This window comes from Micromonospora sp. NBRC 101691, from assembly GCF_030269285.1.
GTDB classification, from domain to species: Bacteria; Actinomycetota; Actinomycetes; order Mycobacteriales; family Micromonosporaceae; genus Micromonospora; species Micromonospora echinospora.
Genome location: NZ_BSTB01000022.1, coordinates 109,280 through 131,376, shown reverse-complemented (window position 1 = coordinate 131,376; position 22,097 = coordinate 109,280). Strand labels below are relative to the sequence as shown.

The window sequence follows — 22,097 nt, the reverse complement described above, 5'->3', positions numbered from 1 at the left end:
GTCCCGCGACGTAGGATCGAGGAGTCTCAGGTTACCGGGGAGTAGATATGAGTGACGCGGTTATCGTCGGCGCGGTACGCACCCCCGTCGGGCGGCGCAAGGGCAGCCTGGCCGGCGTCCACCCGGTGGACCTCTCGGCGCACGTGCTCCGGGCCCTCGCCGAGCGGACGGGCATCGCCCCGGCCGACGTCGACGACGTGATCTGGGGCTGCGTGTCCCAGGTCGGCGAGCAGTCCTGGAACGTCGCCCGCAACGCCGTCCTCGCCGCCGGCTGGCCCGAGTCGGTGCCCGGCACCACCCTCGACCGGCAGTGCGGGTCGAGTCAGCAGGCGCTGCACTTCGCCGCCGCCACCGTCCTCGCCGGCCAGGCCGACCTGGTCGTCGCCGGGGGAGTCGAGTCGATGACCCGGGTGCCGATGGGGTCCAGCGTGGCCGACGGCATGCCCTTCAGCGACCAGATCCGTGACCGCTACCGTGGCGTCGAGGGCTTCGCCGACGACGAGCCGCTCCCGTTCAACCAGGGTGTCGGCGCGGAGCTGATCGCCGACCGCTGGCGGTTCTCCCGCACCCAGCTCGACGAGTTTGCCCTGGCCAGCCACGAGAAGGCCGCCGCCGCGCAGGACGCCGGGGCGTTCGACGCGGAGCTGGCCCCGGTGGCGTTGGCCGACGGGGGCAAGTTCACCGCCGACGAGGGCATCCGCCGGGACACCTCGCTGGAGAAGCTCGGCGAGCTGAAGACCCCGTTCCGCGCCGACGGCGTGGTCACCGCCGGGTCCGCCTCGCAGATCTCCGACGGCGCGGCGGCGCTCGCCGTCACCACCTCCGAGTGGGCCAGCCGCCACGGCCTGCGCCCGCTGGCCCGCGTACACACCGCCGTCGTCGCCGCCGACGACCCGGTCACCATGCTCACCGCCCCCATTCCGGCCACCGCGAAGGCGCTGCGCCGCGCGGGGCTGGGCATCGAGGAGATCGGGGTGTACGAGGTGAACGAGGCGTTCGCCCCGGTGCCCCTGGCCTGGCTCGCGGAGACCGAGGCCGACCCCGAGCGGCTGAACCCGCGTGGTGGGGCGATCGCCCTCGGCCACCCGCTCGGGGCGTCCGGCGCCCGCATCATGACCACGATGCTCCAGCACATGCGGGACAACGGGATCCGCTACGGCCTGCAGACCATGTGCGAGGGCGGCGGCATGGCCAACGCCACAATCGTCGAGCTGCTGTAGGTGGCGCAGCGGCGGTCGGGGACGTCCACACCGTCTCCGGCCGGCCCGCGCCCGACGTCGGACAGCCGGTGTGGTGCCCGGTCCCGTGGAATTACCGGAACCACCGCTGGATCGTTGGTCAGGGCATGGACGTCTTCGACCGAACGTTCCTGCCCGCCGCCGCCGAGACCGGGCTCGCCGTGCAGACGGTCAGCCGCCACATGCCCGTCTTCCGGCGCTGCGTCCGGGCGGACGACGCGACGATCCTGGTCACCCGCTGCACCCGTCCGGACCGTCTGGTGCCCGGCGAGTACCTGCTCCTGATGACCTACCAGCGGCTGGTCGTCACCCGGCAGAGCCCGTTGCTGCACCGGCTCCACCTGCACCTGAACACCGAACTGCGGCACCTGAGCAACGTCACCTGGAATCCGGATCCCCGGCTCCAGCAGGTGGAGCTGGCCGCCACCGCGATCGACGGGGTCCGGGAGCGGTTCCTCATCCGGACGGAACACCCGAAGCAGGTGTGGCAGATCGACACCCTGCTGGACCACGCCTTCCGCTCCCGGCTACGGCTGCCCCGGGCGGTCACCACCGCGGGAGCGCCCGTCCCGGAAGCGCCCGTCACCGGCCGTCGGCCCGCCGGGGGCAGAACCACGTCCGGCGGACCCGCCGCCGGCCGACGTCCCACCAAGCCGGGCTGACGTACCGCCGGCCGAGGGTCCTTACCCAATCCGAACACAACCGGCCGTGATCCGGGCCGGACGGTCAGGAATCATGACCCGGTGAGCGTCGACGCAGCGAACCACCGTGGACTCGTCCTCGTGGTCGAGGACGAACCGGCCATCGCCGACCTGGTCCGGCTCTACCTGGCGCGGGACGGTTTCGGCGTCCACGTCGAGCGGGACGGCCCGACCGGGCTGGCCGCCGCCCGCCGGCTCCGGCCGGTCGTCTGCGTGCTGGACATCGCCCTGCCCGGCCTGCCCGGGACCGAGGTCTGCCGTCGGCTGCGCGAGGCCGGCGACTGGACCCCGGTCATCTTCCTCACCGCCCGGGACGACGAGGTGGACCGGATCCTCGGCCTGGAACTGGGCGCCGACGACTACGTGACCAAGCCGTTCAGCCCTCGTGAGCTGGTCGCCCGGGTCCGGGCGGTGCTGCGCCGCGCGGCCGGGGTCCCGGAGGGGGCGAACCGGCCCCGGCAGGTCGGCCCGGTCACCCTCGACCCGTCCCGGCGCACCGTCACCGTCTCGGGAACGCCGGTCCAGCTCACCTCGACCGAGTTCGACCTGCTCGCCCACCTGATGGCCCGTCCCGGTCGGGTCTTCACCCGGGAGGAACTGCTCGCCGGGGTCTGGGGATACGCGGCGCATGCCGGCACCCGGACGGTCGACGTGCACGTGGCGCAGGTTCGAGCCAAGATCGGCGACGGCAGCGTGATCCGTACGCACCGGGGCGTGGGGTACGCCGCTGATGGCTGACCGCTCCGTCGGCCCGCCCGACGCTCCCCAGCCGACCGGGGCGCCGCCGGCGGTGGGCACCCGGGAGGCCCGACCCCACCGGTCCCGGCCCGGTCGCACCCTGACCGCCCGGGCGGTGCTGGTGACCTGCGCGGTGTCCCTGGTGTCGGTGCTGGTCACCGCACTGGTGGCGGTGCCCCTGGCGGTTCGCGGCGTGCAGCGGCAGGCGCAGGACACGCTGGCCGCGCAGGCGCGGATGACCGCCGAGGTGCTGCGGTTCCGGCTGGCCCGGGGTCAACCGACCGACGAGCGACTGCTGCGCCTGCTGGAGAACCAGGGCGTCGAGACGTACGTGCTCCGGGACGGGCGGGTCGACCGGGCCGGCCTGCCGCCGCAGGTGGTCGAACGGGTCGCCGCCGGACAGGACGTCTCCGTGCGGCGGCGGGTCGACGGTCGCCCGTCCCTGGTCGAGGGACGCGCGCTCGGCGACGGCAACGGGGTGGTGCTCGCCCGGTCCCGGGTCACCGGGCTCTGGCGGCAGGTGCTCGCGAGCGTCTGGATGCCACTGTTCGCCGGGCTGGCCGCCGGGGTGGTCGCCGGCTGGCTGCTCGCCCGCCGCCTGGCCCGACCGATCCGGCAGGCGGCTGTCGCCGCCGCCCGGCTCAGCGCCGGGGACCGTGCGGTCCGGGTGCCGGTCGAGCCGCCCGACGAGGTCGCCGAGCTGGCGTACGCGCTCAACGGGCTGGCCGAGGCGCTCGCCACCAGCGAGGGCCGGCAACGGGAGTTCCTGCTCTCCGTCTCGCACGAGTTGCGTACTCCGTTGACCGCCGTCCGGGGTTACGCCGAGGCGCTCGCCGACGGCGTGCTCGGTCCGGACGAGGCGGCGCAGACCGGACGGACCATGCTGGCCGAGGCGGAACACCTGGACCGCCTGGTCAGCGACCTGCTTGCGTTGGCCCGCCTGGAGGCGGCCGACTTTCCGCTGGACCCGGTGCCGGTGGACCTCGTCCCGTTCGTCGGCGCGGCGGCGGGCACCTGGTCGACCCGGTGCGCGGCGGTCGGGCTGGCGTTCCGGGTCGAACTGCCCGGCCGGCCGGTGCCGGTGCACACCGACCCGGGGCGGATCCGGCAGGTGGTCGACGGGTTGCTGGAGAACGCGCTGCGGGTCGTACCCCCGGGAGCACCGGTGGTGCTCGCGGCCCGGCCGGCCGGGGCGGACCCGGCGGCGGGCGGGGTGGTCGAGGTCCGCGACGGCGGACCCGGCTTCACCGACGACGACCTGGCGGTGGTGTTCGAGCGGGGCGCCCTGCACCGGCGGTACCGGGGAATCCGGAAGGTCGGCAGCGGACTGGGACTGGCACTGGCCGCCGGACTGGTCCGGCGGCTCGGCGGCACCATCACGGCCGGGCACGCCCCGGAGGGCGGAGCGGTGTTCACCGTCCTGTTGCCCGCGGTCCGGACCGGTCCCGGACCACGATCCGACCTCGTTCCCGCTGGTCAGAGACAGCGGAAAGCACCAGGTCCGTGACTTCTCGCCCGGTGCTACCACGGGGGGTCGACACGCTACGCTGTCACCGACGTACAGTCGCCCCCGTGGAGAAGCCCGTGAAGCTGTCGATCCTCATGCCGGTTTTCAACGAGGAGGAACGCATCGCGGACGCCCTCAAGCAGGCGCTGGCGGTCGAGTACCCGTGTGACATCGAACTGCTCGTGGTCGACGACGGCAGCCGCGACGGGACGGCCGAGGTCCTCAGCCGGGTCGACGACGCCCGGCTGCGGGTGATCACCCATCCCCGCAACGCGGGCAAGGGCGCGGCCATCCGGACGGCCGTGGCCCACGCCGAGGGCGACTACATGGTCATCCTCGACGCGGACCTCGAATACGACCCGCAGGACATCCCGAAGCTGCTCGCCCCGGTGCTCGACGGCCGTGCCCAGGTGGTCTACGGCAATCGCACCTTCGGCAGCCACAGCGCCTACAGCTTCTGGTACGTGATGGGTAACAAGGGCGTCACCACGGCCGCGAACGTGCTCTTCAACTCGTACATCGGTGACCTGGAGACCTGCTTCAAGCTGATGCCCATCGAGCTGTACCGCTCGCTCGACGTGCGGTCCCGGGGTTTCGGCATGGAGGCGGAGGTGACCGGCAAGCTGCTGCGCCGCCGGATCCGCCCGTACGAGGTGCCGATCAGCTACCGGGCCCGGGGACGCGAGGAGGGCAAGAAGATCACCTGGAAGGACGGCGTCGAGGCGATCTGGATCCTGGGTCGGGAGCGGGCCCGCCGCCAACCCCGGCCCTGACCGCCTCGGACACCGTCGGCGAGCGGATCTCAGCCCAGGAAGGCGTCGATCGAACGACGCAGCCCGGCCGCGTCCAGTCCATGCCAGCGACTGTGGTCGGTCGCCGTGCCGTAACGACGCAGGTCACGCCGGCCGACCCCGAGCGCCAGCAGCCGGTGCGGTCGGTCCACGAGCGCCTCGCCCACCACCCGGCTCGACGTGCCGGCCAGGTAGGGCTCCACCAGGATCACCTCGGTGCCGGCGAGCGCCCGCAACCCGGCGGTGTCGAAGGGGCGCGGCCGGTGGGTGTAGGCGACCGTCACGTCCAGCCCGGCCACCGCCGCCAGGCACTCGTCCAGCAGCGGTCCCACCGCCACCACCAGTGGCGCGCCCGGCCCCGCGTCCCGGACCACCCGCAGCGAGCCGTCGCCGCCGTACGGCCGGCGGTTCGCCATCGTCGACAACCGCAGGTACACCGCGTCGTCGCCGGCCACCGCCGTACGTAGCAGCGGCGGGACCTCGTCGGGGTGCCCCGGCACGTGCACCGTCCAGCCGTGCAACGTGTCGATCAGCGCCACGTCCGCCGGGGAGAGGTGGGTCCGGCCGGCCTCCGGCCGATCGTAGGAGGCACCGACGCTGACCAGCACCGCGGTCACCTCCTGGTGGTCGAGGTCCAGCTTGATCTGCTCGTACGCCCGCTCGACCAGGAACGGGGCGTAGGTGTGCACCACCGGGCGGAGTCCGGCCAGGGCCATTCCGCCGGCCACACCGACCATCAACTGCTCCCGGATGCCGACGTTGACCACCCGGTCCGGGTGCCGCCTCGCGGCCTCGTCGAAGCTGTCCGCCGAGATGTCGGCGAGCACCACGGCGGTCCGCGGATCCTCGGCCAGCAACTCGTACGCGGTGTCGACGAAGCGGTCCCGCATGACGATCTCCTCCACCCGCTCCCCGGCCGCCGGGAGCACGGGTGCCTCACTGACTGCCGTCACGGCTCACTCCTTCTCGTCGACGACCGCGACGACGACGTGCGGCCGGTTGTGGTCGTGCCCGGTCAGGGCGGTGTACAGGGCGTCGTGGTCGTATCCGTCGACGGTGGACGCCTGCCAGCCGTTGACGGTGAACCGCGCCGCGATCCCGCCGGCCCAGCCGTGCGTGGCGGACCGGTTGTCCACCACGATCGCGGTCAGTCCGGCCAGTCCGGTCGCGCCCGCGTACGCGATCGCCTCGTGGTTGGAGCCCTCGTCGAGTTCGGCGTCGCCGAGCAGGACGTACACCCTCGGGGTGAGCAGGCCCTGGGCCCGCAGCCCGAGCGCGGTGCCGACGCCGAGACCGAGCCCGTGCCCGAGCGACCCGGAGCCGATCTCGACGCCCGGTACCAGGACCCGGTCGGGGTGGCCGCCGAGACGGCTCGCCGGACCGTAGACGTCGTCCAGCCAGTCCGGCGGGACGAACCCCTTCGCGGCGAGGACGGCGTAGTAGCCGGCGACGGCGTGCCCCTTGGAGAGGAGGAACCGGTCCCGGTCCGGGTCGTCCGGCCGGTCCGGGTGGATCCGCAGGATCCGGTCGTAGAGCACCCAGAGAACGTCGATGGTCGAGTACACGTTCGAGCTGAGGTCGTCCTCGAGGGCCGCCGCGACCCGGCGCAGCAGCGGCGCGACCGGGGGCGGGACGACGGGGGCGCTGGCGATGGTGACGGTCATGCCGTTAGCCTGCAACTTGAAGCTCACTTCAACTCAAGGGTTACGTGATGCAGGAGTCACTCACCATCGGTCAGCTCGCCGCCCGTAGCGGCGTGGCCCCCTCGGCCCTGCGCTACTACGAGCGGCTCGGCCTCATCCACGCCGAGCGCACCGGCGGCAACCAGCGCCGGTACGCGCGGGTCGAGCTGCGCCGGGTGGCGTTCATCCGGATCGCCCAGCAGGTCGGCGTCTCGCTCGACGAGATCCGCGAGGCGCTGGACTCGCTGCCCGACGGGCGCACCCCCAGCGCGGAGGACTGGGCCCGGATCTCCGCCGCCTGGCGCAACCGGCTGGACGACAAGATCAGACTGATCAGCAAACTGCGGGACGACCTCACCGGCTGCATCGGCTGCGGCTGCCTGTCGTTGCAGCGCTGCGCCCTCAACAATCCCGCCGACAAGCTCGCCGGCGAGGGGCCGGGCGCAAGACTGGTCCTACCGCGCCCCTGAGGGGTTGACGGCGCTGAGGTGGTTGCAGGGGAGAGGTGGTTGCAGGGGACCCCTGCTCGGCAAAAAGCGGTAACAGGGGACCCCTGCTACCACCTCACCCCACACCACCTCACACCGAGCTCGACCGCTCAGCCGGTGACCAGCAGCACCTTGCCCAGGTGGTCGCTGGACTCCACCAGCCGGTGCGCCCCGGCCGCGTCGGACATCGGCATCCGCCGGTCCACCACCGGCCGGATCCGGCCCGCCTCCACCAGCGGCCAGACCTGCTCCCGCACGCCCCGGACGATCGCCGCCTTCTCCGCGACCGGACGGGACCGCAGCGCGGTCGCCGTCACCGAAGCCCGCTTGGCCAACAGCATGCCGAGGTCGAGTTCCGCCTTCCGCCCGCCCTGCATGCCGATCACCACGAGCCGGCCTCCGGTGGCCAGCGCCGCCACGTTCCGGCCCAGGTAGGCCCCGCCCATGATGTCGAGGATCACGTCCGCGCCCCGGCCGTCGGTGACCCGGCGTACCTCCTCGACGAAGTCCTGCTCCCGGTAGTCGACGGTGTGTGCCGCGCCCAGCTCGCGCAGACGCTCGTGTTTGGCCGCGCGCGCGGTGACCACCACGGTCGCCCCGAGCGCTGCGCCGAGCTGGATCGCGAAGGTGCCGATGCCACTACCACCCCCGTGCACCAGCAGCGTCTCGCCGGCGGCCAGCCGGGCGAGTTGGACGACGTTCGACCAGACGGTGCAGGCCACCTCGGGCAGCGCGGCGGCGTCGACCGGGTCGACCCCGGCCGGCACCGGCAGCAGTTGCCCGGCCGGCACGGCGACCCGCTCGGCGTACCCGCCGCCGGCCAGCAACGCGCAGACCTCCTGGCCGACCCGCCACCCGGTCACGTCGGGAGCGGTCGCCGCGACCACCCCGGCGCACTCCAGACCCGGGTACGCCGAGGCACCCGGCGGCGGCGGATAGTGCCCCTGACGTTGCAGCAGGTCGGCCCGGTTCACCGCGCTGGCCCGCACGTCGACGACCACCTCACCGGGGCCGGGCTCCGGGTCGGGCACCTCGCTCCAGCGCAGGGCTTCGGGTCCACCGGGCTCCGGGATCGTGATCGCACGCATGAACCTGTCTTACCCGATCCGCCCTTCGGCCCACGCCCGGGTCAGGATCTCCGTGACCGTCTCCTCCGGGCTCTGGTCGGAGGTGTCCAGCCAGAGCCCGATCCGGGGCGTGTCGGCCCGGAACCCGGCGTCCAGGTCGGCGACCGGCCAGTCGCCGTACCCCTTCTTGGACCGGTCCCGCTCGCGGGCGGCGACGACCTCCGGACGGGGCGCGAGCACCACGACCGCCAACGGCCGGTGCCGGATCCGGTCGACCATCGCGGCCAGCTCCGGACCGAGTACCACGTCCTGGCAGATCACGGTGAACCCGGCGGCGGCGTACGTGTCGGCGGCCGATGCGGCGAGGTCGTACCGGAGCCGGAGCTGCCGCCACGCCTCCTCCGACGGTGTGGCGCTCATCTCGGCCCGTCCACTGACCACCATCCGGCGGAAGACGTCGCCGCGCAGGTGCACCGCACGCTGCAGCCGGCGGGCCAGCAACTCGGCCACTGTGGACTTGCCGGCCGCCATGATTCCGGTGAGCAGCACCACCGACGGGATGTCCCACATGCCGCGATGATCCCACGTTCGGGCGGGACGCCGACTCGCGCCGCCGGCCGGTCATGGCAGACTAGGCAGGGTCGCGTACCCCTCGGGGACGCGCCAGGAGGGTTCGCCTAGTGGCCGATGGCGCTGGTCTTGAAAACCGGTAAGGCAGCGATGTCTTCGTGGGTTCGAATCCCACACCCTCCGCTTCCCGAACAGCAGAAACGACCCTGACCAGTGCAAGCGTCGGTCAGAGGCGTTCCGTCACCTGTGAGTCGGTCTCACAATGTCCCGCTCGGGGTCGACTGCTACTGGCAACTGCGGGTGTCACGCCGTGATGCCCGACGGCTGCGGGGAGAGCGGAGAGTCAGCGAGCCGAGCGACACCAACAGGGCTGCCGGGACGGTGGGCCCATCACCAGCCGGCCCGAACAGTGCCGAAACATCGCCGATGACGACAGACCAACGTCCTACCGGGCCGCCGATTGTCGTTGCGGCAGCACCGTAAAGTTCTGATGCTTCTCAGGCAGGAAGCGGTGGGTCGTACACCCGTCGGATGCTGGTTTTGAGAGCCTGTAGGTCGCAGCCGTAAATGTGCAGGGAGATGGCGGTGTCGCCGGACCGATTGGCGACCTGGTGAACGTCGACCGGCGGATTGGCGACCGATGTGGATCCCTCGGTGTTGATGGAATGGCTCACCGGCACCGGGTTGGCGCCATTCGCGTCAGTGATGAAGCGCGTTTCGTGCTCCCAGCCCTTGAGCACCCCCACCACGCACCAGCACACATGATCGTGGATCGGAGTGAACTGTCCGGGCAGCCACACCAGAGAGGCGATGCTGAACGCGCCGCCCGGATCCCCGTAGATCAGATGTTGGCGGTAGCGCTGTGGGTCGGGAGCGGACTGCGCCGCGGTGAGGAGGCCGCCGTGGGGAAGGAACGAGCCGAGGACATGGGCCACGTCGGCCGCCGCTCCATCGGTCGATGCCGCTCGTCCATCGATGGACTCGCCGATGGTCGAGATCAGTTGCGACATGGCGGGCGTGAGGTCCGAGATCATCGTTGATCATCCTCCTTGCCTATCGGATCTGTATGATATCTGTCGATGCGTCTCGTGGGTCAACACCGACGAGGGGCGCGTTCACCTGCGCCTGATTACAGGGCCCCGAAGGGCGTGCTGACGAAGGGGCAGTGGGTTCCGCCGCGCTCGCGGGTTCGAATCCCATATCGTCCGCCTTCATCGCAGCGCAAATTCCCCTGGCGCGAATGCCGGCCAGGGATCGTGTCCACGAATCGCGAATCCGTCTCGATCGAGGAGGTGTGCGGCTCCGGTCGGTCGGGACCATGGTCCCGAGGCCTTTCCGTTTTGTCGGACTGTGCTGGGGTAGGGGCGAAGGGGCCTGCTCACCGCACAGCTCCACGGAGGGACTCGTCCAGATGGACCCCAGCAAGCCCGCCAACGCCGTCAAGCACGTCGTCGAGGCTGCCGCCGGAAAGGTGGCCGAAGCCCTGACCCCGGACGTTCCCGGCGCGCCGGGCAGCGCCCCACCCACCGTCGAGGAACCGACGACGCCACACGACCCGCTGCCGCCGAAGCCGGAGCAGGGGACGCCGGACACCCGTACGCCCACCGGGGTGGCGACCGGCGTACCGCCGATCGCGAAGGGCCAACAGGGCGCCTATCTGACCACCTCACAGGGGGCGCGGCTACGCGACACCGACCACTCGCTGAAGGCCGGGCCGCGTGGTCCGGTCCTGCTCCAGGACCACCACCTGCGCGAGAAGATCACCCACTTCGACCACGAGCGCATCCCCGAGCGCGTCGTGCACGCGCGGGGGGCCGGGGCGCACGGCGTGTTCACCGGGTACGGCAGCGCCGAGGCCGTCACGAGGGCCGGCTTCCTCGCCAAGGGGAAGGAGACCCCGGTCTTCGTCCGGTTCTCCACCGTCCTCGGTTCGCGTGGATCGGCCGACACGGTCCGTGACACCCGTGGCTTCGCGACGAAGTTCTACACCGACGAGGGCACGTTCGACCTCGTCGCCAACAACATTCCGGTCTTCTTCATCCAGGACGCGATCAAGTTCCCCGACATCATCCACGCCGGAAAGCCGCACCCGGACCGGGAGATCCCGCAGGCCCAGAGCGCCCACGACACCTTCTGGGACTTCGTCTCCCTGCACACCGAGGCGCAGCACCACACGATGTGGAACATGTCCGACCGGGCCGTCCCGCGCTCGTACCGGATGATGGAGGGCTTCGGGGTCCACACGTTCCGGCTGGTGAACGCCGCCGGGGAAACCGTGCTGGTCAAGTTCCACTGGAAGCCCAAGCTGGGCGTGCACTCCCTGACCTGGGAGGAGGCGCAGATGCTCGGCGGCATGGACCCGGACTTCCACCGCCGGGACCTGTACGACGCGATCGAGGCCGGCGCGTTCCCCGAGTGGGAACTCGGCATCCAGGTCTTCCCCGACACCCCGGAGGAGACGTTCGCCGGCATCGACCTGCTCGATCCGACGAAGATCGTGCCGGAGGAGTCGGCCCCGGTGCAGCCGGTGGGCAGGCTGGTGCTCAACCGGACGCCGACGAACTTCTTCGCCGAGGTCGAGCAGGTGGCGTTCCACCCCGGGCACCTGCCGCCGGGGATCGACGTCACCAACGACCCGCTGCTCCAGGGCCGCCTCTTCTCGTACGTCGACACGCAGCTCACCCGACTGGGCGGACCGAACTTCGCGCAGATCCCGATCAACCGTCCGCACGCGCCGGTCAACGACATGCTCCGCGACGGCTTCCACCAGCACGCCGTGCACGGCGGGGTGGCACCGTACCGGCCGAACTCGCTCGACGGTGGCAACCCGTTCCCGGCCGGTGTCGACGACGGCGCGTTCGTCGACGTGCCGGTGACCGTGGCGGAGGCGCCCAAGGTGCGCGCGAACCCGGTCTCCTTCGACGACCACTTCAGCCAGGCCCGCCTGTTCTGGCTGAGCATGTCGCCGGTGGAGAAGGAGCACATCATCCGCGCCTACACCTTCGAGCTGGGCAAGTGCTACCACCAGGCGATCCGGGAACGGCAACTCCGGTGCCTGGCCAACATCGACCCGGTGCTCTGCGCCGAGGTCGCCACCGGTCTGGGTCTCCCCGCGCCGCAGCCGACCGTGCCGCTCGCCGACGTCGCGCCCAGTCCGGCGCTCTCCCAGGTCGGCGGCGAGTGGCCGGCCGACGGGCGCACGGTCGGGATCGTCGTCGACCCCACCGGCGATCTCGACGGCGTCGACCAGCTACGCCGGGCGGTGTTCGGTGCCGGCATGGTGCCGCTGCTCGTCGCCCCGCACGGCGGCACGGTGGCGGACCTCACCGTGCAGCGCACCTTCGCCACCGGTCGGTCGGTCGAGTTCGACGTCCTCCTGCTGGCCGGAGCGCCGACGCCGGCACCGGACGCGATCCCGGCGCGCGACGCCAAGGCGGGCGCGGCGGACTCGGTGACCGTGGACCCGCGCGTGCTGCTCCTGGTCGACGAGTGCTGGCGGCACGCCAAGGCGATCGGCGCGTGGGGCGCCGGGGTCGGCGTGCTGCGGGAGGCGCGGGTGAGCGGCACGCCCGGCGTGGTCACCGGCGACTCCGGCACCGAGGTCTTCGCGGCCGTGCAGCGGCTGATGGCCACGCACCGGGTGTGGGACCGGTTCCCCGCCTCAGTGGCCTGACGCCGCCCGTCCCGACGGTGTCGCCCGGGGCCGACGCTCCGACGCCGGGAACGGCAGAAGGGCGTTCCGTTCGGGCGGCGACCCTGACGGGGTAAGAAGATGGGCGGAAACCACCTTCAGTGAGAGGGATCACGATGACCCTGGAACGACCGATCGCCCCGGACCCGTACGAGCTGCTGCCGACCGTGGGGTCGTTCACCCTGACCAGTGACGACGTGCCCAACGGCGAGCCGATGGACGCCGCGTACGCGCACGACAGCGTCGGCGGCGGCAACGTCTCACCGCAGCTCGCCTGGGCCGACTTCCCGGCCGGGACGAAGGGCTTCGTGGTCACCTGCTTCGACCCGGACGCCCCTACCGGCAGCGGTTTCTGGCACTGGGTGCTGGTCAACCTGCCGGCCTCGGTGACCGAGCTGCCCCGGGGGGCGAGCGAGGGCGACCTCGGCGGGGCGTTCAGCGTCCGCAACGACTACGGCCAGCACGGGTACGGCGGGGCCGCTCCGCCGGCCGGGGACCGTCCGCACCGGTACGTCTTCGCGGTGCACGCGCTGGACGTGGAGAACCTGGACGTCACGCCGGAGGCGACGCCTGCGTACGTCGGCTTCAACCTGGCCTTCCACACCCTGGCACGGGCGGTGATCCGGCCGACGTACCAGGTCAGGGCGTAGCCACCGACGAGCGGAAGGGCCGCGGTCCCGGTCGCCCGGGCGCGGCCCTCCGCGGTGGTGGATCAGTCCCGGTCAGCCGGGGACGCGGGCGACGGCGAACACCGACTGGCCGAACGGCGGCCGGACGAGCTGCTCGGCGGCCTTGGTGACCGGCAGGACGGTGGTGTCGTAGACCTTGACCATCGGGCCCTCCTTCGGCATCAGCCGGAAGACCTTGGTGGCCATGAAGTAGCCGATCAGGCCGAGCGCGTTGGCGTAGTGGATCCGCTCCACGCGCAGTCCGGCCGAGGTCATCGCCGCGCCGAGCGTCCGCTTGGTGTAGCGGCGGACGTGGCCGGTGGCGATGTCGGCCGGGCTCATCGCGAACTGGAACGCCGGCACGATGATGATCACCGCGCCGCCCGGCCGGACCAGGTCCCGCATGCTGCGCAGGGCGTCGACATCCTCCTCGATGTGTTCGAGGACGTTGTAGGAGACCGCCGCGCTGTACTCGCCGCCGATCTCGTCGTGCGGAAGCAGCATCTGCCGGACCTCGATGGTCGGGTGGTCGGCGAGCCGCTCCTTCAGCGCGATCAGCCGGTCCGGGTCCGCCTCGGTGGCGGTGAAGCGGGGCAGGTGCGGTGCCCACTCCAGCGCGTAGTCCCCGAGCCCACTGCCGATCTCGATGGGGTTGTCGCCGAGGTACGGGAGGGCGAGCTCGACGAACCATCGGCGGTGGTTGACGGCGGTGGCGAGGCCCTCCAGCACCTCCGACTGCACGCGCTGGTCGCCAGTGATTTCTGCCATGCGTCGATTCCTCACCATATGACTCGACCCGCACCCGGACCCGACAGAGTCAACCACCTGCGTCGTCGGTGGGGAAATCAGGCCACCGGGGGGTGACCGGAATGCAGTTCGATCGGGGGTGCGAGATCTTCTACTGGGCGAACCCGGCACATACTACGCCGGAACTCCGAAACGCACACCTTGCCGTCTTGGCCTGACTACGCTCTGAATTGTCATGACTACTCCGGAGTCGGAGGCCGGTCGGGAGTGGCTCCTCCGTCCGGTGTCCTCCAGTGCGACGCGGCGGGACGATCCGGGTGGGCCGGACGGGGGCGTGCGCCTGGCGGGCCGGTGGCTTCCGGACGTCGTCGCGGTGGCGGGCTTCGTGCTCCTGGCGCTCTGGGTGACCGCCCGATTCTGGACGAATCCCGACCACGAGAGTCGGATCAATCCCACCGACCAGGCCCAGTTCGAGTGGATGCTGGCGCATGGCGCGCGGGTGGTGACCGATTTCGCCTACCCGTTCGGTTCGGACCGGATGAATGTGCCGGACGGCGTGAACCTCATGGCAAACACGTCCGTATTATCCGTTTCATTGCCAATGACGCCGGTCACCATGTTGTTCGGGCCGCGCACCGCCTTTCTCCTCTTTCTCACCGGCGCGATGATCGCCACGGGCACCGCCTGGTACCTCGTCATCTCCCGGGTGCTGACCCGGTCCCGACTGGCGGCCTGGGTGGGGGCGACGTTCTGCGCCTTCTCGCCGGCGATGGTCTCCCACGCCAACGCCCATCCGAACATCGTCGCGCAGTACGTGGTCCCGCTGATCGTCTGGCGGACGCTGGCGCTGCGCGAGCCGGGCCGGGCGGTCCGCAACGGCCTGGTCCTCGGACTGCTGATCGTCTGGCAGGCGTTCCTCAACCTGGAGATCCTCCTGATGACCGCGGTGGGGCTCGGCGTGGTGGTCGCCGTGCTGGCCGTCCGCCGGCCCGACCTGCGGCGGTACGGCCGACCCTTCCTCGCCGGGCTCGGCGTCGCCGCCGTCCTCGCGCTCGTGCTGCTGGCGTACCCGCTCCACGTCCAGTTCTTCGGTCCCGGCGCGTACGAGGGCCTCTCCCGGCTGATCCGGGGCTACCGCAGCGACCTCGGCTCCTTCTTCGCCTGGCCCGGTGAGTCGCTGGCCGGCGATCCGCGCGACGCCGAGCGGCTGGCCAAGAACCCGACCGAGGAGAACGCCTTCTTCGGCTGGCCGTTGGCGCTGCTCGTGCCCGCTCTGGTCTGGTGGCTGCGGGACCGGGCCGAGGTGCTCGGCCTCGCCGCCGCCGGGGTGCTGTTCGCCGTGCTCTCCCTCGGCCGTGAGATCCGTTACAACGGCCGGGACACCGGGGTCCCCGCGCCCTGGGCGGTGCTGGAGAACCTGCCGATCCTGCACTCGGTGGTACCCACCCGGTGGGCGCTGGCGCTGACGCCGGTCGTCGGCCTGCTCCTGGCGTACGGCGTCGAACGCGCCGGGGAACTGGCCCGCCGTCATCCGGCGGCCCGCCGGCAGATCCGGTTCGGTGCGGTCACCGTGCTGGCGATGGCGCTGCTGCCGTTGCTGCCCACCCCGCTGCCGACGACCCGGCTGGACCCGGTGCCCGAGTTCGTCCGCTCCGGCGCGTGGCGGCCGTACCTGGCCGGCGGGCGGAGCCTGGTCGCCCTGCCGCTGCCCGACACCGACTACGCCGACCCGCTGCGCTGGTCCGCGGTGACCGGCCTGGAGATGCCGATCGCCCGGGGCTACTTCCTCGGGCCGGACCAGCGGCCGGACGCGCCCGAGGGGCGGATCGCGCTGTTCGGGGCCACACCTCGCCCGACCAGCAGTTTCTTCGTCACCATCCGGCGCACCGGCGCGGTGCCACCGATCACCCCGCAGGACCGGGTGGCGGCCGTCGACGACCTGCGGTACTGGCGGGCCGGCGCGGTGGTGCTCGCCCCGCACCGGCACGAGGACGCGCTGCGGCGCGGGATGACCGAACTCACCGGGGTCGAGCCGGTCCGCACCGGCGGGGTGTGGCTCTGGGACGTCCGCCCCCTGGTGGACTGACTGACCGGTCCGCTGGCCCGGCGGCGATTCCGGCCGGAACAGGACGGTCGCGGGTCAGGGGCGTACGCAGCAGCCCTGGCAGTACTTCGGGTTCGGCAGGGTGAACGCCTGGCAGCAGGTGCGGCGCTGGACGGTGGGCTGACCGGACGGCCCGGGCACCAGGTCGACCAGGTCCCGGACGCCGAGCGTGCCGAGCAGGGTGTCCACCGACTCCACCGCCGAGCCGGGCAGGGCGTCGGCGGCCCGCAGGATCCCGTGGGCGATGCCGGAGGCGACCGAGCCGAGCAGCGTACGGGTGCCGATGCGGACCTCGGTCCGGATCGCCCCGAGCAGCGGGTCGAGGTGGGCGTCGCGCAGCGACGCGCGGAGCAGGCCGAGCAGCTCGGCCTCGTCGGCGACCACCCGGACCTCGGGCGGGGGCGCCAGGGCCAGGGGGTCGCTCGGCAGCACCGCCACCGTGGTCGACCGCCGGAGCCCGAGCGTGACCAGGGGACGCTGGTCCTCGAAGTGGATCAGCACGTCGGCCGGGTCGAGCAGGGGAACCCGCCGCGCGGAGGCCCAGCCGAGGACCGCCGGCAGCGCCGCCCAGTAGCTGTACGACTTCCAGGCCAGGGCAGCGCAGGCGTGCGGTGTGCCACCCCAGCGGTGGGCGGCGGCGGCCAGGAGTTCGGGAAGGCGGGTGCCGTCCACCAGGGTGGTGGCCGGGGACCAGCCGTACTCGTCGGTGACCAGCAGCCCGGGGGCGAGCCCGGGAAGGTCGTCGGTGCCGAACATGGCCCGCAGCGTGGTGGTGACCGGGGCGAGCGGCGTGGTGGCGAGACGGGGTGGGATCACCGCTGTCATGTGTCGCGCTCCCCTCGTCGTGCCCGCCGCATGAGCTAAGGCTAACCTAACTCGCGCTCCGGGGGGAGGGGTGGCCGGTGACGGTGGGTGCCGCACCGGCGTGTCCGGCTGGTACCCGGGGGCGCGAGTCGGAAACGTGTCCGACAAGCGGTCATACCGGACACGCTGAGAACCGTTCGAGGAAGCTTTGTCAAGGTCAGAGTCGGCAACGTGCCACTTCTGTGGAATCCCGTCGACCAAACGTGAAACTGAATACTCCCGGCCATGAGGAAGCTGATGACGACCTCGCCCCTCGAACGGGCCGCCGACTCGTTCGCAGCTGAGCTCGGCCGGCACCGGATCGAGCGAGGGCTGTCCAAGAAGCAGCTCGCCACCCTCATGGGGTTCGACCCGTCGTACGTCAGCCACGTCGAGAGCCGCCGGCACCGTCCCACCGAGGACTTCGCCCGGCGCGCCGAGGCCGTCCTGGAGGCCGGCGGCGCGATCTGGCAGCGCTTCCGGGAGTACGACGACCTGCGGCACGCCCGCCCCGCCCCGCCGCACCGCGACCCGCCCGTCCCCAGCCAGTGGATGCCACCCGGCACGGGCCTGATCGTCGAACACGAGTTCGCGAGTCTCACCTACCGCGACGGCGTCTACCGCTGCGCCGTCCGGCGGGCCCTCTACAACGCCGGCACCGACCCCGTCACCCGCTACCTGGCCCGGGTGGCCGTCGACCGCTACCCGAACGACCCCGGCCGCTCCAACCGGCACCACCGGGACCACCCCCTGACCTTCGCCGAGTTGCAACTGCGGGCGTACCGGGACGACCGGGGCGAACGGGAGCCGATGCACTGGCGGGCCAAGCACGACCGGGACGCGTTCAAGGAGTTCTGGCTCCTCTTCGAGAACGCCGACGGCCGCTTCCCGCTCTACCCCGGCGACCGGGCCACCATCGAGTACGAGTACCGCGTCGGGCAGGAGAAGTGGGGACGCTGGTTCCAGCGCGCCGTGCGGGTGCCCACCCGGGCGCTCGACGTGCGGCTGGACCTGCCCGCCGCGCTCGAACCGCAGGTCTGGGGACTGGAGACCTCGCTGTCGGCGGAGGAGGGGCCGCTGCGCACCCCGGTGCAGCGGCACGACGAGGACGACCGGGCGATCTTCGAGTGGGCGACGGAGAACCCGCCGCTCAACGCCCGCTACCGGCTCCAGTGGCGGTTCCGCAACCCACCCGCCACACCGGCCCCGACCGGCACTCCGGCCGACCCGGCGCGCCCCCGGCCGAGCGACCGGATGCGGGCCGCCGGCATCGTGCAGCGCGGCGCCGACCTGCTCCGTCAGCCCGTCCGGCAGTTCGACCTGCCCGAGGAGGGGGCGGTCGCCCGGGACGTGGTGGAACGGCTGCTCGACGCCCTCGCCGAACTCGACGAGCTGCACCGGTTCAGCCGGGGCGTCGGGCTGGCCGCCCCCCAACTCGGGCTCAGCTGCGCCGCCGCCGTGGTGCGCCCGCCGGACCGCACCGCCGACCCGATCGTGCTGCTCAACCCCCGGGTGGTCGACTCCTCCCCGGACACCGACGAGCAGTACGAGGGCTGCCTCTCCTTCTTCGACCACCGGGGTCTCGTCCCCCGGTCACTGCGGCTCGACGTGGAACACGCCCGGGTCGACGGCACCCGGCTGATCACGTCCTTCGAGTTCGGCGTGGCCCGGCTGGTCGCGCACGAGATCGACCACCTGGAGGGGCGGCTCTACGTCGACCGGATGGCGCCGGGCGTGCCGCTGGTGCCGGTCGAGGAGTACCGCGAGACCAGTCACGCCTGGCGCTACTGACCCGGGCGGCCCGGCGGGTGCCGGGTCGCGTGCCCCAGGGGGCGGGGGCACGCGACCCGGCGTGGGGGGAGGAATGTCTAGAGGTTGCCGAAGGTGTCGTACCGGATGTGCTGCGGCGGCACCTGGTCGGCGGCGAGCGCCCGCAGGGTGGCCCGGACCATCCCGGCCGACCCGGAGACGAAGCAGTCGTGCGCCGTCCACGGCCCGTAGCGGGTCACCACGTCGGAGATATCGCCCTGCTCACCGTCGAAGTCCGGGTCCGCGCTGCACGCCGGCGTCACGGACAACCACGGGTGTGCGGCCACCAGCTCCTGCAACCCGGCCAGGGCGTACAGGTCGTCAACGTGCCGGGCACCGTAGAAGACGTGCACCCAGCGGGTCCGGTTGTACGTGGTCAACTCCTCGACCAGCGCCTTGACCGGGGCCAGCCCCACCCCGCCGGCCACACAGAGGATGTCCCGTTCCGAGGCGCGGTCCAGGGTCATCCCGCCCATCGGCGCGGCGATCCGCAGCAGGTCGCCCGGCTTGACCCGGCGGACCAGGGCGCCCGAGAGCCAACCCGCGCCGGGCGTCCGGATGTGGAACTCCAGGATGTTGTCGTCGTTCGGGGCGTTCGCCACCGAGTACGTCCGCCACACCCGTGGGTGGTACCGGGGCGCCTCGATGCTGACGTACTGACCCGCCCGGTACGGCAGCGGATGTTGCAGGGCGTGGACGGTCAGCACGGCGGTGTCCGGGCCGTACCGCTGGTGGGTCAGCACCTCGGCGTGCCAGAACGGCGGGTTCTCGTCGGCCGCCGCGCCGGCCTGCATCTTCTCCGCGATGGCCGCGTACGCGTCCCGCCACGCCTGGTCGTACTCCAGGTTCCAGCCGTCCCCACCGGCGGTGCGTAACGCGTCCAGCAGGGCGACCCCCATGGTGGCGTAGTTGTCGGCGGTGACGTGGTACTTCCGGTGGTCCCGGCCGAGGCCGCGCAGGTACTCGTCGAAGCTCTCCGGATCGCCGACGGCCTGGGTGGCGGCGACGATCGCGTCGAGGATGCGGTCACCCTGGCCGCGCATCTGCACCGGAAAGAGCTTTCGCAGGTCGGAGTCGAGGAGGAACAGGCGGGCGTAGAAGTAGTCGCTGAGGCGCTCCCGGTCCCCCTCGACCAGAGCCCAGCTCTCCTTCAACAGCCGCGCGAAGTTCTCCATCGGCGCTCCCCTCGGCAGGACGGTGGATCGGGCAGGCCCCAGCATGACCACGGAGCGTCGATGGTGGTCGCACAGAATGTGCGACCGATTCGCGCTGTCTGTCCGCCCGCGCCCCGACGCACCGCCGATCATGGAACAGTGGCGCCCGGTTGGCGTCTGTTGTGCGGTTTGCGCGGTGCCCAAAGTCCTTGATCGACGGGTCGGGACGGTGTCGGCCGGGGTGGGGATCGGGCAGAGTGGTGCGGTGACGGTTGAGCTCACCCGAGATGTGTCGCGCCGGGTCCTCGGCACCGAGACGTGGCTGGTGCTCGGGCTGTCGCTCGGGCAGTCCGCGATCTACGCCATGGTCTCCATCACCGCCAAGCTGACCGCCGAGGGTGGCCTGTCCCGGCAGACCGCCGCGCTGAACACCTCGGCGTCACCCCGGCCCTGGCTGGACCTGACGTACCAGGTGCTCGGCATCGTCTTCGCGCTGGTGCCGGTGCTGCTCGCCGTACACCTGGTCAACCGGGACCCGGGCGACGCCGGACGGACCCTCGGCCTGGACGCCCGGCAGCCCGGTCGGGACCTGGCCCGGGGAGCCGGCCTGGCCGCGCTGATCGGCCTGCCCGGCCTGGCGCTGTTCTGGGTCGCCGCGCAGCTCGGGATCAACGCCACGGTCGTGCCGGCCGCGCTGCCCGAGCTGTGGTGGACCGTGCCGGTGCTGATCCTCGCCGCCGTGCAGAACGCCGTGTTGGAGGAGGTGATCGTGGTCGGCTACCTGATGACCCGGCTGCGGCAGCTCCAGTGGCGGGTCGGCGCGGTGATCGCCACCAGTGCGCTGCTGCGCGGCTCCTACCACCTCTACCAGGGCTTCGGGGCGTTCGTCGGGAACGTGGTGATGGGCGTGGTCTTCAGCCTCTTCTACCTGCGGACCCGGCGGGTGATGCCGCTGGTCGTCGCGCACACGCTGCTCGACATCGTGGCCTTCGTCGGCTACTCCCTGCTGCCCAGGGAATGGTTCGACTGGCTCTGAGGCCAGCGGAACCCCGGCTGCCGGTAGGCGGTGATCGTCCGGGCGGCCAACCGCTCCACCGCGGCCGAGTTCCCGGCCGCCGTGGCGAGCACCGCCGCGCCGGGCAGCAGCCGGGACGCCATCCGTAACGCCAACCACCCGCCCGCCTGCGCGGCGAGCGGCGTGGCCAGCCGCCAGGCCGCCTCGGCCACCCGATCCCACGGCGGCTCGCCCTCCCCGGTCTCGGCACGGGCGGCGACGAGCGCCGTCCGGGCACTGTCCGTGTCCGGGTGCACCCGGGTCAGCACCAACAGCTCGACCGCCCGCTCCGGGTCGACCGGGTCGCGCCCGTACGCCGCCGCCAGGTGCAGCACCAGGCCGGACTGGGTCCAGAGGACCGTCACCAGCTCGGCCAGGGGAGCGAAGAGACCAGCCAGCGCGGCGGTCGCCCCACCCCACCCGGCCAGTCGGACGAACCGCCGGGTGGCGAGCCGGGCCAGGCCGGCGGAACCCGCATTCGGGTACGCCTCGCGCAGCGCTGCTGCCCAGGCGCCGGCCTGCGGCCCGAGCCGCTCCACCGCCGCCAGCGCCAGCAGCTCCGGCGTGAAGGCCGGGTGCGCCAACAGCCGGTCGAGATCGACGGTATGTCCTCCGGCCGCCGTCTCCGGTGCCCCGGAGGGCTGCGGGGTCCCGGCCTCCGCCGTGGCCTTGACCGGATGGTCGACCGGCTCCGGTGCCGCTGCCCCGGGGCTGCTCGCCTTCCGGGTGCTCTTCCGCGCGGTGGCGGCCGGCTTTTCGGTCGCCTTCCGGGTTGTGCTCTTCTTCGCGGTGGCCTCACGCGGGGCACCCGCCTCGGCGTTCGGGCCGCTGGTGGGCGCGTTTCCGGCGTCCACCAGCACGGTGTGTTCCGAATCACCGGCCGCGGGGCGGGCCGGGCGGGAAGGCGTCGTCACCTGCCCCGGCGTGGCGGTCCGGACCACCTTCTGGCGTGGGGCCCGCCGAGGGGGCATCGCCGACTGCTCGGGGTCGGTCGGTCCGGTGGTCTCCGGAGGCTGGAAGAGCACCGTGGGAGCGGACGCCTTGCGCCGGGGCCGAGCCCGGGGCGGGTCGTCCGGCTGGTCGGGCTCGGTCGCCGGGACGGCCGGCGGCGTGAAGGTCGGCTTGGGGGAACGGCCGCGACGTGCCGCTGTGCGCGGCTCGCGGCGAGGCGGATCGCTCGGCGGCTGCTCCTGCATATCGACGAAGCCTAGTCCCGATCGCGGTGCCGCGCAGGGGGAAACTCCT

The 22,097-nt window shown here is 72.2% G+C and carries 20 protein-coding genes and 1 tRNA gene; 12 read left to right on the top strand and 9 right to left on the bottom strand.

Annotated elements, in window-relative coordinates; all coding sequences use genetic code 11:
• Positions 1-47: 47 nt before the first annotated feature.
• From QSK20_RS27225 to QSK20_RS27205, 5 genes are all read left to right on the top strand, one after another.
• Positions 48-1,220: a thiolase family protein gene (locus tag QSK20_RS27225; protein ID WP_285791459.1), complete on the top strand. Its 1,173-nt coding sequence runs from the start codon at positions 48-50 to the stop codon at positions 1,218-1,220.
• Positions 1,221-1,345: 125 nt separating this feature from the next.
• Complete coding sequence (locus tag QSK20_RS27220; protein WP_352232318.1) at positions 1,346-1,900, top strand: hypothetical protein; 555 nt, start codon at positions 1,346-1,348, stop codon at positions 1,898-1,900.
• An 81-nt stretch (positions 1,901-1,981) separates the two neighbouring features.
• Positions 1,982-2,677, top strand: coding sequence for a response regulator transcription factor (locus QSK20_RS27215; protein WP_285791458.1), 696 nt, complete (start codon positions 1,982-1,984; stop codon positions 2,675-2,677).
• A complete protein-coding gene (locus tag QSK20_RS27210; RefSeq protein WP_285791457.1) occupies positions 2,670-4,184 on the top strand; it encodes a histidine kinase dimerization/phospho-acceptor domain-containing protein in 1,515 nt (504 codons plus the stop codon). The genes QSK20_RS27215 and QSK20_RS27210 overlap by 8 nt, the downstream gene beginning before the upstream one ends.
• 77 nt (positions 4,185-4,261) lie before the next feature.
• Entirely contained in the window at positions 4,262-4,957 is a 696-nt protein-coding gene (locus QSK20_RS27205) for a glycosyltransferase family 2 protein (RefSeq protein WP_088985437.1), read from the top strand.
• A gap of 29 nt (positions 4,958-4,986) precedes the next feature.
• Here QSK20_RS27205 and QSK20_RS27200 read toward each other — a convergent pair whose 3' ends face one another.
• Together QSK20_RS27200 and QSK20_RS27195 are read right to left on the bottom strand one after the other, a co-directional pair.
• Complete coding sequence (locus tag QSK20_RS27200; protein ID WP_285791481.1) at positions 4,987-5,865, bottom strand: transketolase family protein; 879 nt, start codon at positions 5,863-5,865, stop codon at positions 4,987-4,989.
• 66 nt (positions 5,866-5,931) lie between these two features.
• On the bottom strand, positions 5,932-6,639 hold the full coding sequence (locus tag QSK20_RS27195) for a thiamine pyrophosphate-binding protein (RefSeq protein WP_285791456.1): 708 nt from the start codon (positions 6,637-6,639) through the stop codon (positions 5,932-5,934).
• Between the two features lie 47 nt (positions 6,640-6,686).
• On the opposite strand from QSK20_RS27195, the gene soxR reads away from it, so the two are divergent.
• The gene (soxR, locus tag QSK20_RS27190; RefSeq protein ID WP_285791455.1) at positions 6,687-7,127 is read left to right on the top strand and encodes a redox-sensitive transcriptional activator SoxR; all 441 of its coding nucleotides are present in this window, start codon (positions 6,687-6,689) and stop codon (positions 7,125-7,127) included.
• 128 nt (positions 7,128-7,255) lie between these two features.
• Here the strand turns inward: soxR and QSK20_RS27185 are convergent, their stop codons facing one another.
• Together QSK20_RS27185 and QSK20_RS27180 are read right to left on the bottom strand one after the other, a co-directional pair.
• Positions 7,256-8,233, bottom strand: a complete 978-nt coding sequence (locus tag QSK20_RS27185; RefSeq protein WP_285791454.1) for an NAD(P)H-quinone oxidoreductase — start codon at positions 8,231-8,233, stop codon at positions 7,256-7,258.
• A gap of 9 nt (positions 8,234-8,242) precedes the next feature.
• On the bottom strand, positions 8,243-8,782 hold the full coding sequence (locus tag QSK20_RS27180) for an AAA family ATPase (protein WP_285791453.1): 540 nt from the start codon (positions 8,780-8,782) through the stop codon (positions 8,243-8,245).
• A gap of 96 nt (positions 8,783-8,878) precedes the next feature.
• On the opposite strand from QSK20_RS27180, the gene QSK20_RS27175 reads away from it, so the two are divergent.
• A tRNA-Ser gene (locus QSK20_RS27175) sits at positions 8,879-8,965 on the top strand.
• Positions 8,966-9,279: 314 nt separating this feature from the next.
• Here the strand turns inward: QSK20_RS27175 and QSK20_RS27170 are convergent.
• A complete protein-coding gene (locus tag QSK20_RS27170) occupies positions 9,280-9,816 on the bottom strand; it encodes a cysteine dioxygenase family protein (protein WP_285791452.1) in 537 nt (178 codons plus the stop codon).
• Between the two features lie 377 nt (positions 9,817-10,193).
• Between QSK20_RS27170 and QSK20_RS27165 the strand changes: the two genes are divergently transcribed.
• Complete coding sequence (locus QSK20_RS27165; protein WP_285791451.1) at positions 10,194-12,455, top strand: catalase; 2,262 nt, start codon at positions 10,194-10,196, stop codon at positions 12,453-12,455.
• A 134-nt stretch (positions 12,456-12,589) separates the two neighbouring features.
• The gene (locus QSK20_RS27160) at positions 12,590-13,123 is read left to right on the top strand and encodes a YbhB/YbcL family Raf kinase inhibitor-like protein (RefSeq protein ID WP_285791450.1); all 534 of its coding nucleotides are present in this window, start codon (positions 12,590-12,592) and stop codon (positions 13,121-13,123) included.
• Positions 13,124-13,195: 72 nt separating this feature from the next.
• On the opposite strand, the gene QSK20_RS27155 is transcribed toward QSK20_RS27160, so the two are convergent.
• Entirely contained in the window at positions 13,196-13,909 is a 714-nt protein-coding gene (locus QSK20_RS27155; protein WP_285791449.1) for a class I SAM-dependent methyltransferase, read from the bottom strand.
• Between the two features lie 214 nt (positions 13,910-14,123).
• Between QSK20_RS27155 and QSK20_RS27150 the strand changes: the two genes are divergently transcribed.
• Positions 14,124-15,974, top strand: a complete 1,851-nt coding sequence (locus QSK20_RS27150) for a DUF6311 domain-containing protein (RefSeq protein ID WP_285791448.1) — start codon at positions 14,124-14,126, stop codon at positions 15,972-15,974.
• Positions 15,975-16,028: 54 nt separating this feature from the next.
• Here QSK20_RS27150 and QSK20_RS27145 read toward each other — a convergent pair whose 3' ends face one another.
• Positions 16,029-16,817 (bottom strand): hypothetical protein, encoded by a 789-nt coding sequence (locus QSK20_RS27145; protein WP_502889039.1) that lies wholly within the window; start codon positions 16,815-16,817, stop codon positions 16,029-16,031.
• Positions 16,818-17,093: 276 nt separating this feature from the next.
• On the opposite strand from QSK20_RS27145, the gene QSK20_RS27140 reads away from it, so the two are divergent.
• On the top strand, positions 17,094-18,626 hold the full coding sequence (locus QSK20_RS27140) for a peptide deformylase (protein ID WP_285791479.1): 1,533 nt from the start codon (positions 17,094-17,096) through the stop codon (positions 18,624-18,626).
• A gap of 77 nt (positions 18,627-18,703) precedes the next feature.
• On the opposite strand, the gene QSK20_RS27135 is transcribed toward QSK20_RS27140, so the two are convergent.
• Entirely contained in the window at positions 18,704-19,819 is a 1,116-nt protein-coding gene (locus tag QSK20_RS27135) for a globin domain-containing protein (RefSeq protein WP_285791447.1), read from the bottom strand.
• Between the two features lie 244 nt (positions 19,820-20,063).
• On the opposite strand from QSK20_RS27135, the gene QSK20_RS27130 reads away from it, so the two are divergent.
• On the top strand, positions 20,064-20,834 hold the full coding sequence (locus QSK20_RS27130) for a CPBP family intramembrane glutamic endopeptidase (RefSeq protein ID WP_285791446.1): 771 nt from the start codon (positions 20,064-20,066) through the stop codon (positions 20,832-20,834).
• On the opposite strand, the gene QSK20_RS27125 is transcribed toward QSK20_RS27130, so the two are convergent.
• Positions 20,795-22,048 carry a hypothetical protein gene (locus QSK20_RS27125; RefSeq protein ID WP_285791445.1) on the bottom strand — a complete coding sequence of 418 codons (1,254 nt, stop codon included), beginning with the start codon at positions 22,046-22,048 and terminating at the stop codon, positions 20,795-20,797. The genes QSK20_RS27130 and QSK20_RS27125 overlap by 40 nt on opposite strands.
• Positions 22,049-22,097 lie beyond the last annotated feature (49 nt).

Coding starts and splice junctions, on each gene's coding strand:
- QSK20_RS27225 (WP_285791459.1), top strand. CDS start 48: ATGAGTGACGCGGTTATCGTCGGCGCGGTACGCACCCCCGTCGGGCGG.
- QSK20_RS27220 (WP_352232318.1), top strand. CDS start 1,346: ATGGACGTCTTCGACCGAACGTTCCTGCCCGCCGCCGCCGAGACCGGG.
- QSK20_RS27210 (WP_285791457.1), top strand. CDS start 2,670: ATGGCTGACCGCTCCGTCGGCCCGCCCGACGCTCCCCAGCCGACCGGG.
- QSK20_RS27200 (WP_285791481.1), bottom strand. CDS start 5,865: ATGCGGGACCGCTTCGTCGACACCGCGTACGAGTTGCTGGCCGAGGAT.
- QSK20_RS27195 (WP_285791456.1), bottom strand. CDS start 6,639: ATGACCGTCACCATCGCCAGCGCCCCCGTCGTCCCGCCCCCGGTCGCG.
- soxR (WP_285791455.1), top strand. CDS start 6,687: ATGCAGGAGTCACTCACCATCGGTCAGCTCGCCGCCCGTAGCGGCGTG.
- QSK20_RS27185 (WP_285791454.1), bottom strand. CDS start 8,233: ATGCGTGCGATCACGATCCCGGAGCCCGGTGGACCCGAAGCCCTGCGC.
- QSK20_RS27180 (WP_285791453.1), bottom strand. CDS start 8,782: ATGTGGGACATCCCGTCGGTGGTGCTGCTCACCGGAATCATGGCGGCC.
- QSK20_RS27170 (WP_285791452.1), bottom strand. CDS start 9,816: ATGATCTCGGACCTCACGCCCGCCATGTCGCAACTGATCTCGACCATC.
- QSK20_RS27165 (WP_285791451.1), top strand. CDS start 10,194: ATGGACCCCAGCAAGCCCGCCAACGCCGTCAAGCACGTCGTCGAGGCT.
- QSK20_RS27160 (WP_285791450.1), top strand. CDS start 12,590: ATGACCCTGGAACGACCGATCGCCCCGGACCCGTACGAGCTGCTGCCG.
- QSK20_RS27155 (WP_285791449.1), bottom strand. CDS start 13,909: ATGGCAGAAATCACTGGCGACCAGCGCGTGCAGTCGGAGGTGCTGGAG.
- QSK20_RS27150 (WP_285791448.1), top strand. CDS start 14,124: ATGACTACTCCGGAGTCGGAGGCCGGTCGGGAGTGGCTCCTCCGTCCG.
- QSK20_RS27145 (WP_502889039.1), bottom strand. CDS start 16,817: ATGACAGCGGTGATCCCACCCCGTCTCGCCACCACGCCGCTCGCCCCG.
- QSK20_RS27140 (WP_285791479.1), top strand. CDS start 17,094: ATGACGACCTCGCCCCTCGAACGGGCCGCCGACTCGTTCGCAGCTGAG.
- QSK20_RS27135 (WP_285791447.1), bottom strand. CDS start 19,819: ATGGAGAACTTCGCGCGGCTGTTGAAGGAGAGCTGGGCTCTGGTCGAG.
- QSK20_RS27125 (WP_285791445.1), bottom strand. CDS start 22,048: ATGCAGGAGCAGCCGCCGAGCGATCCGCCTCGCCGCGAGCCGCGCACA.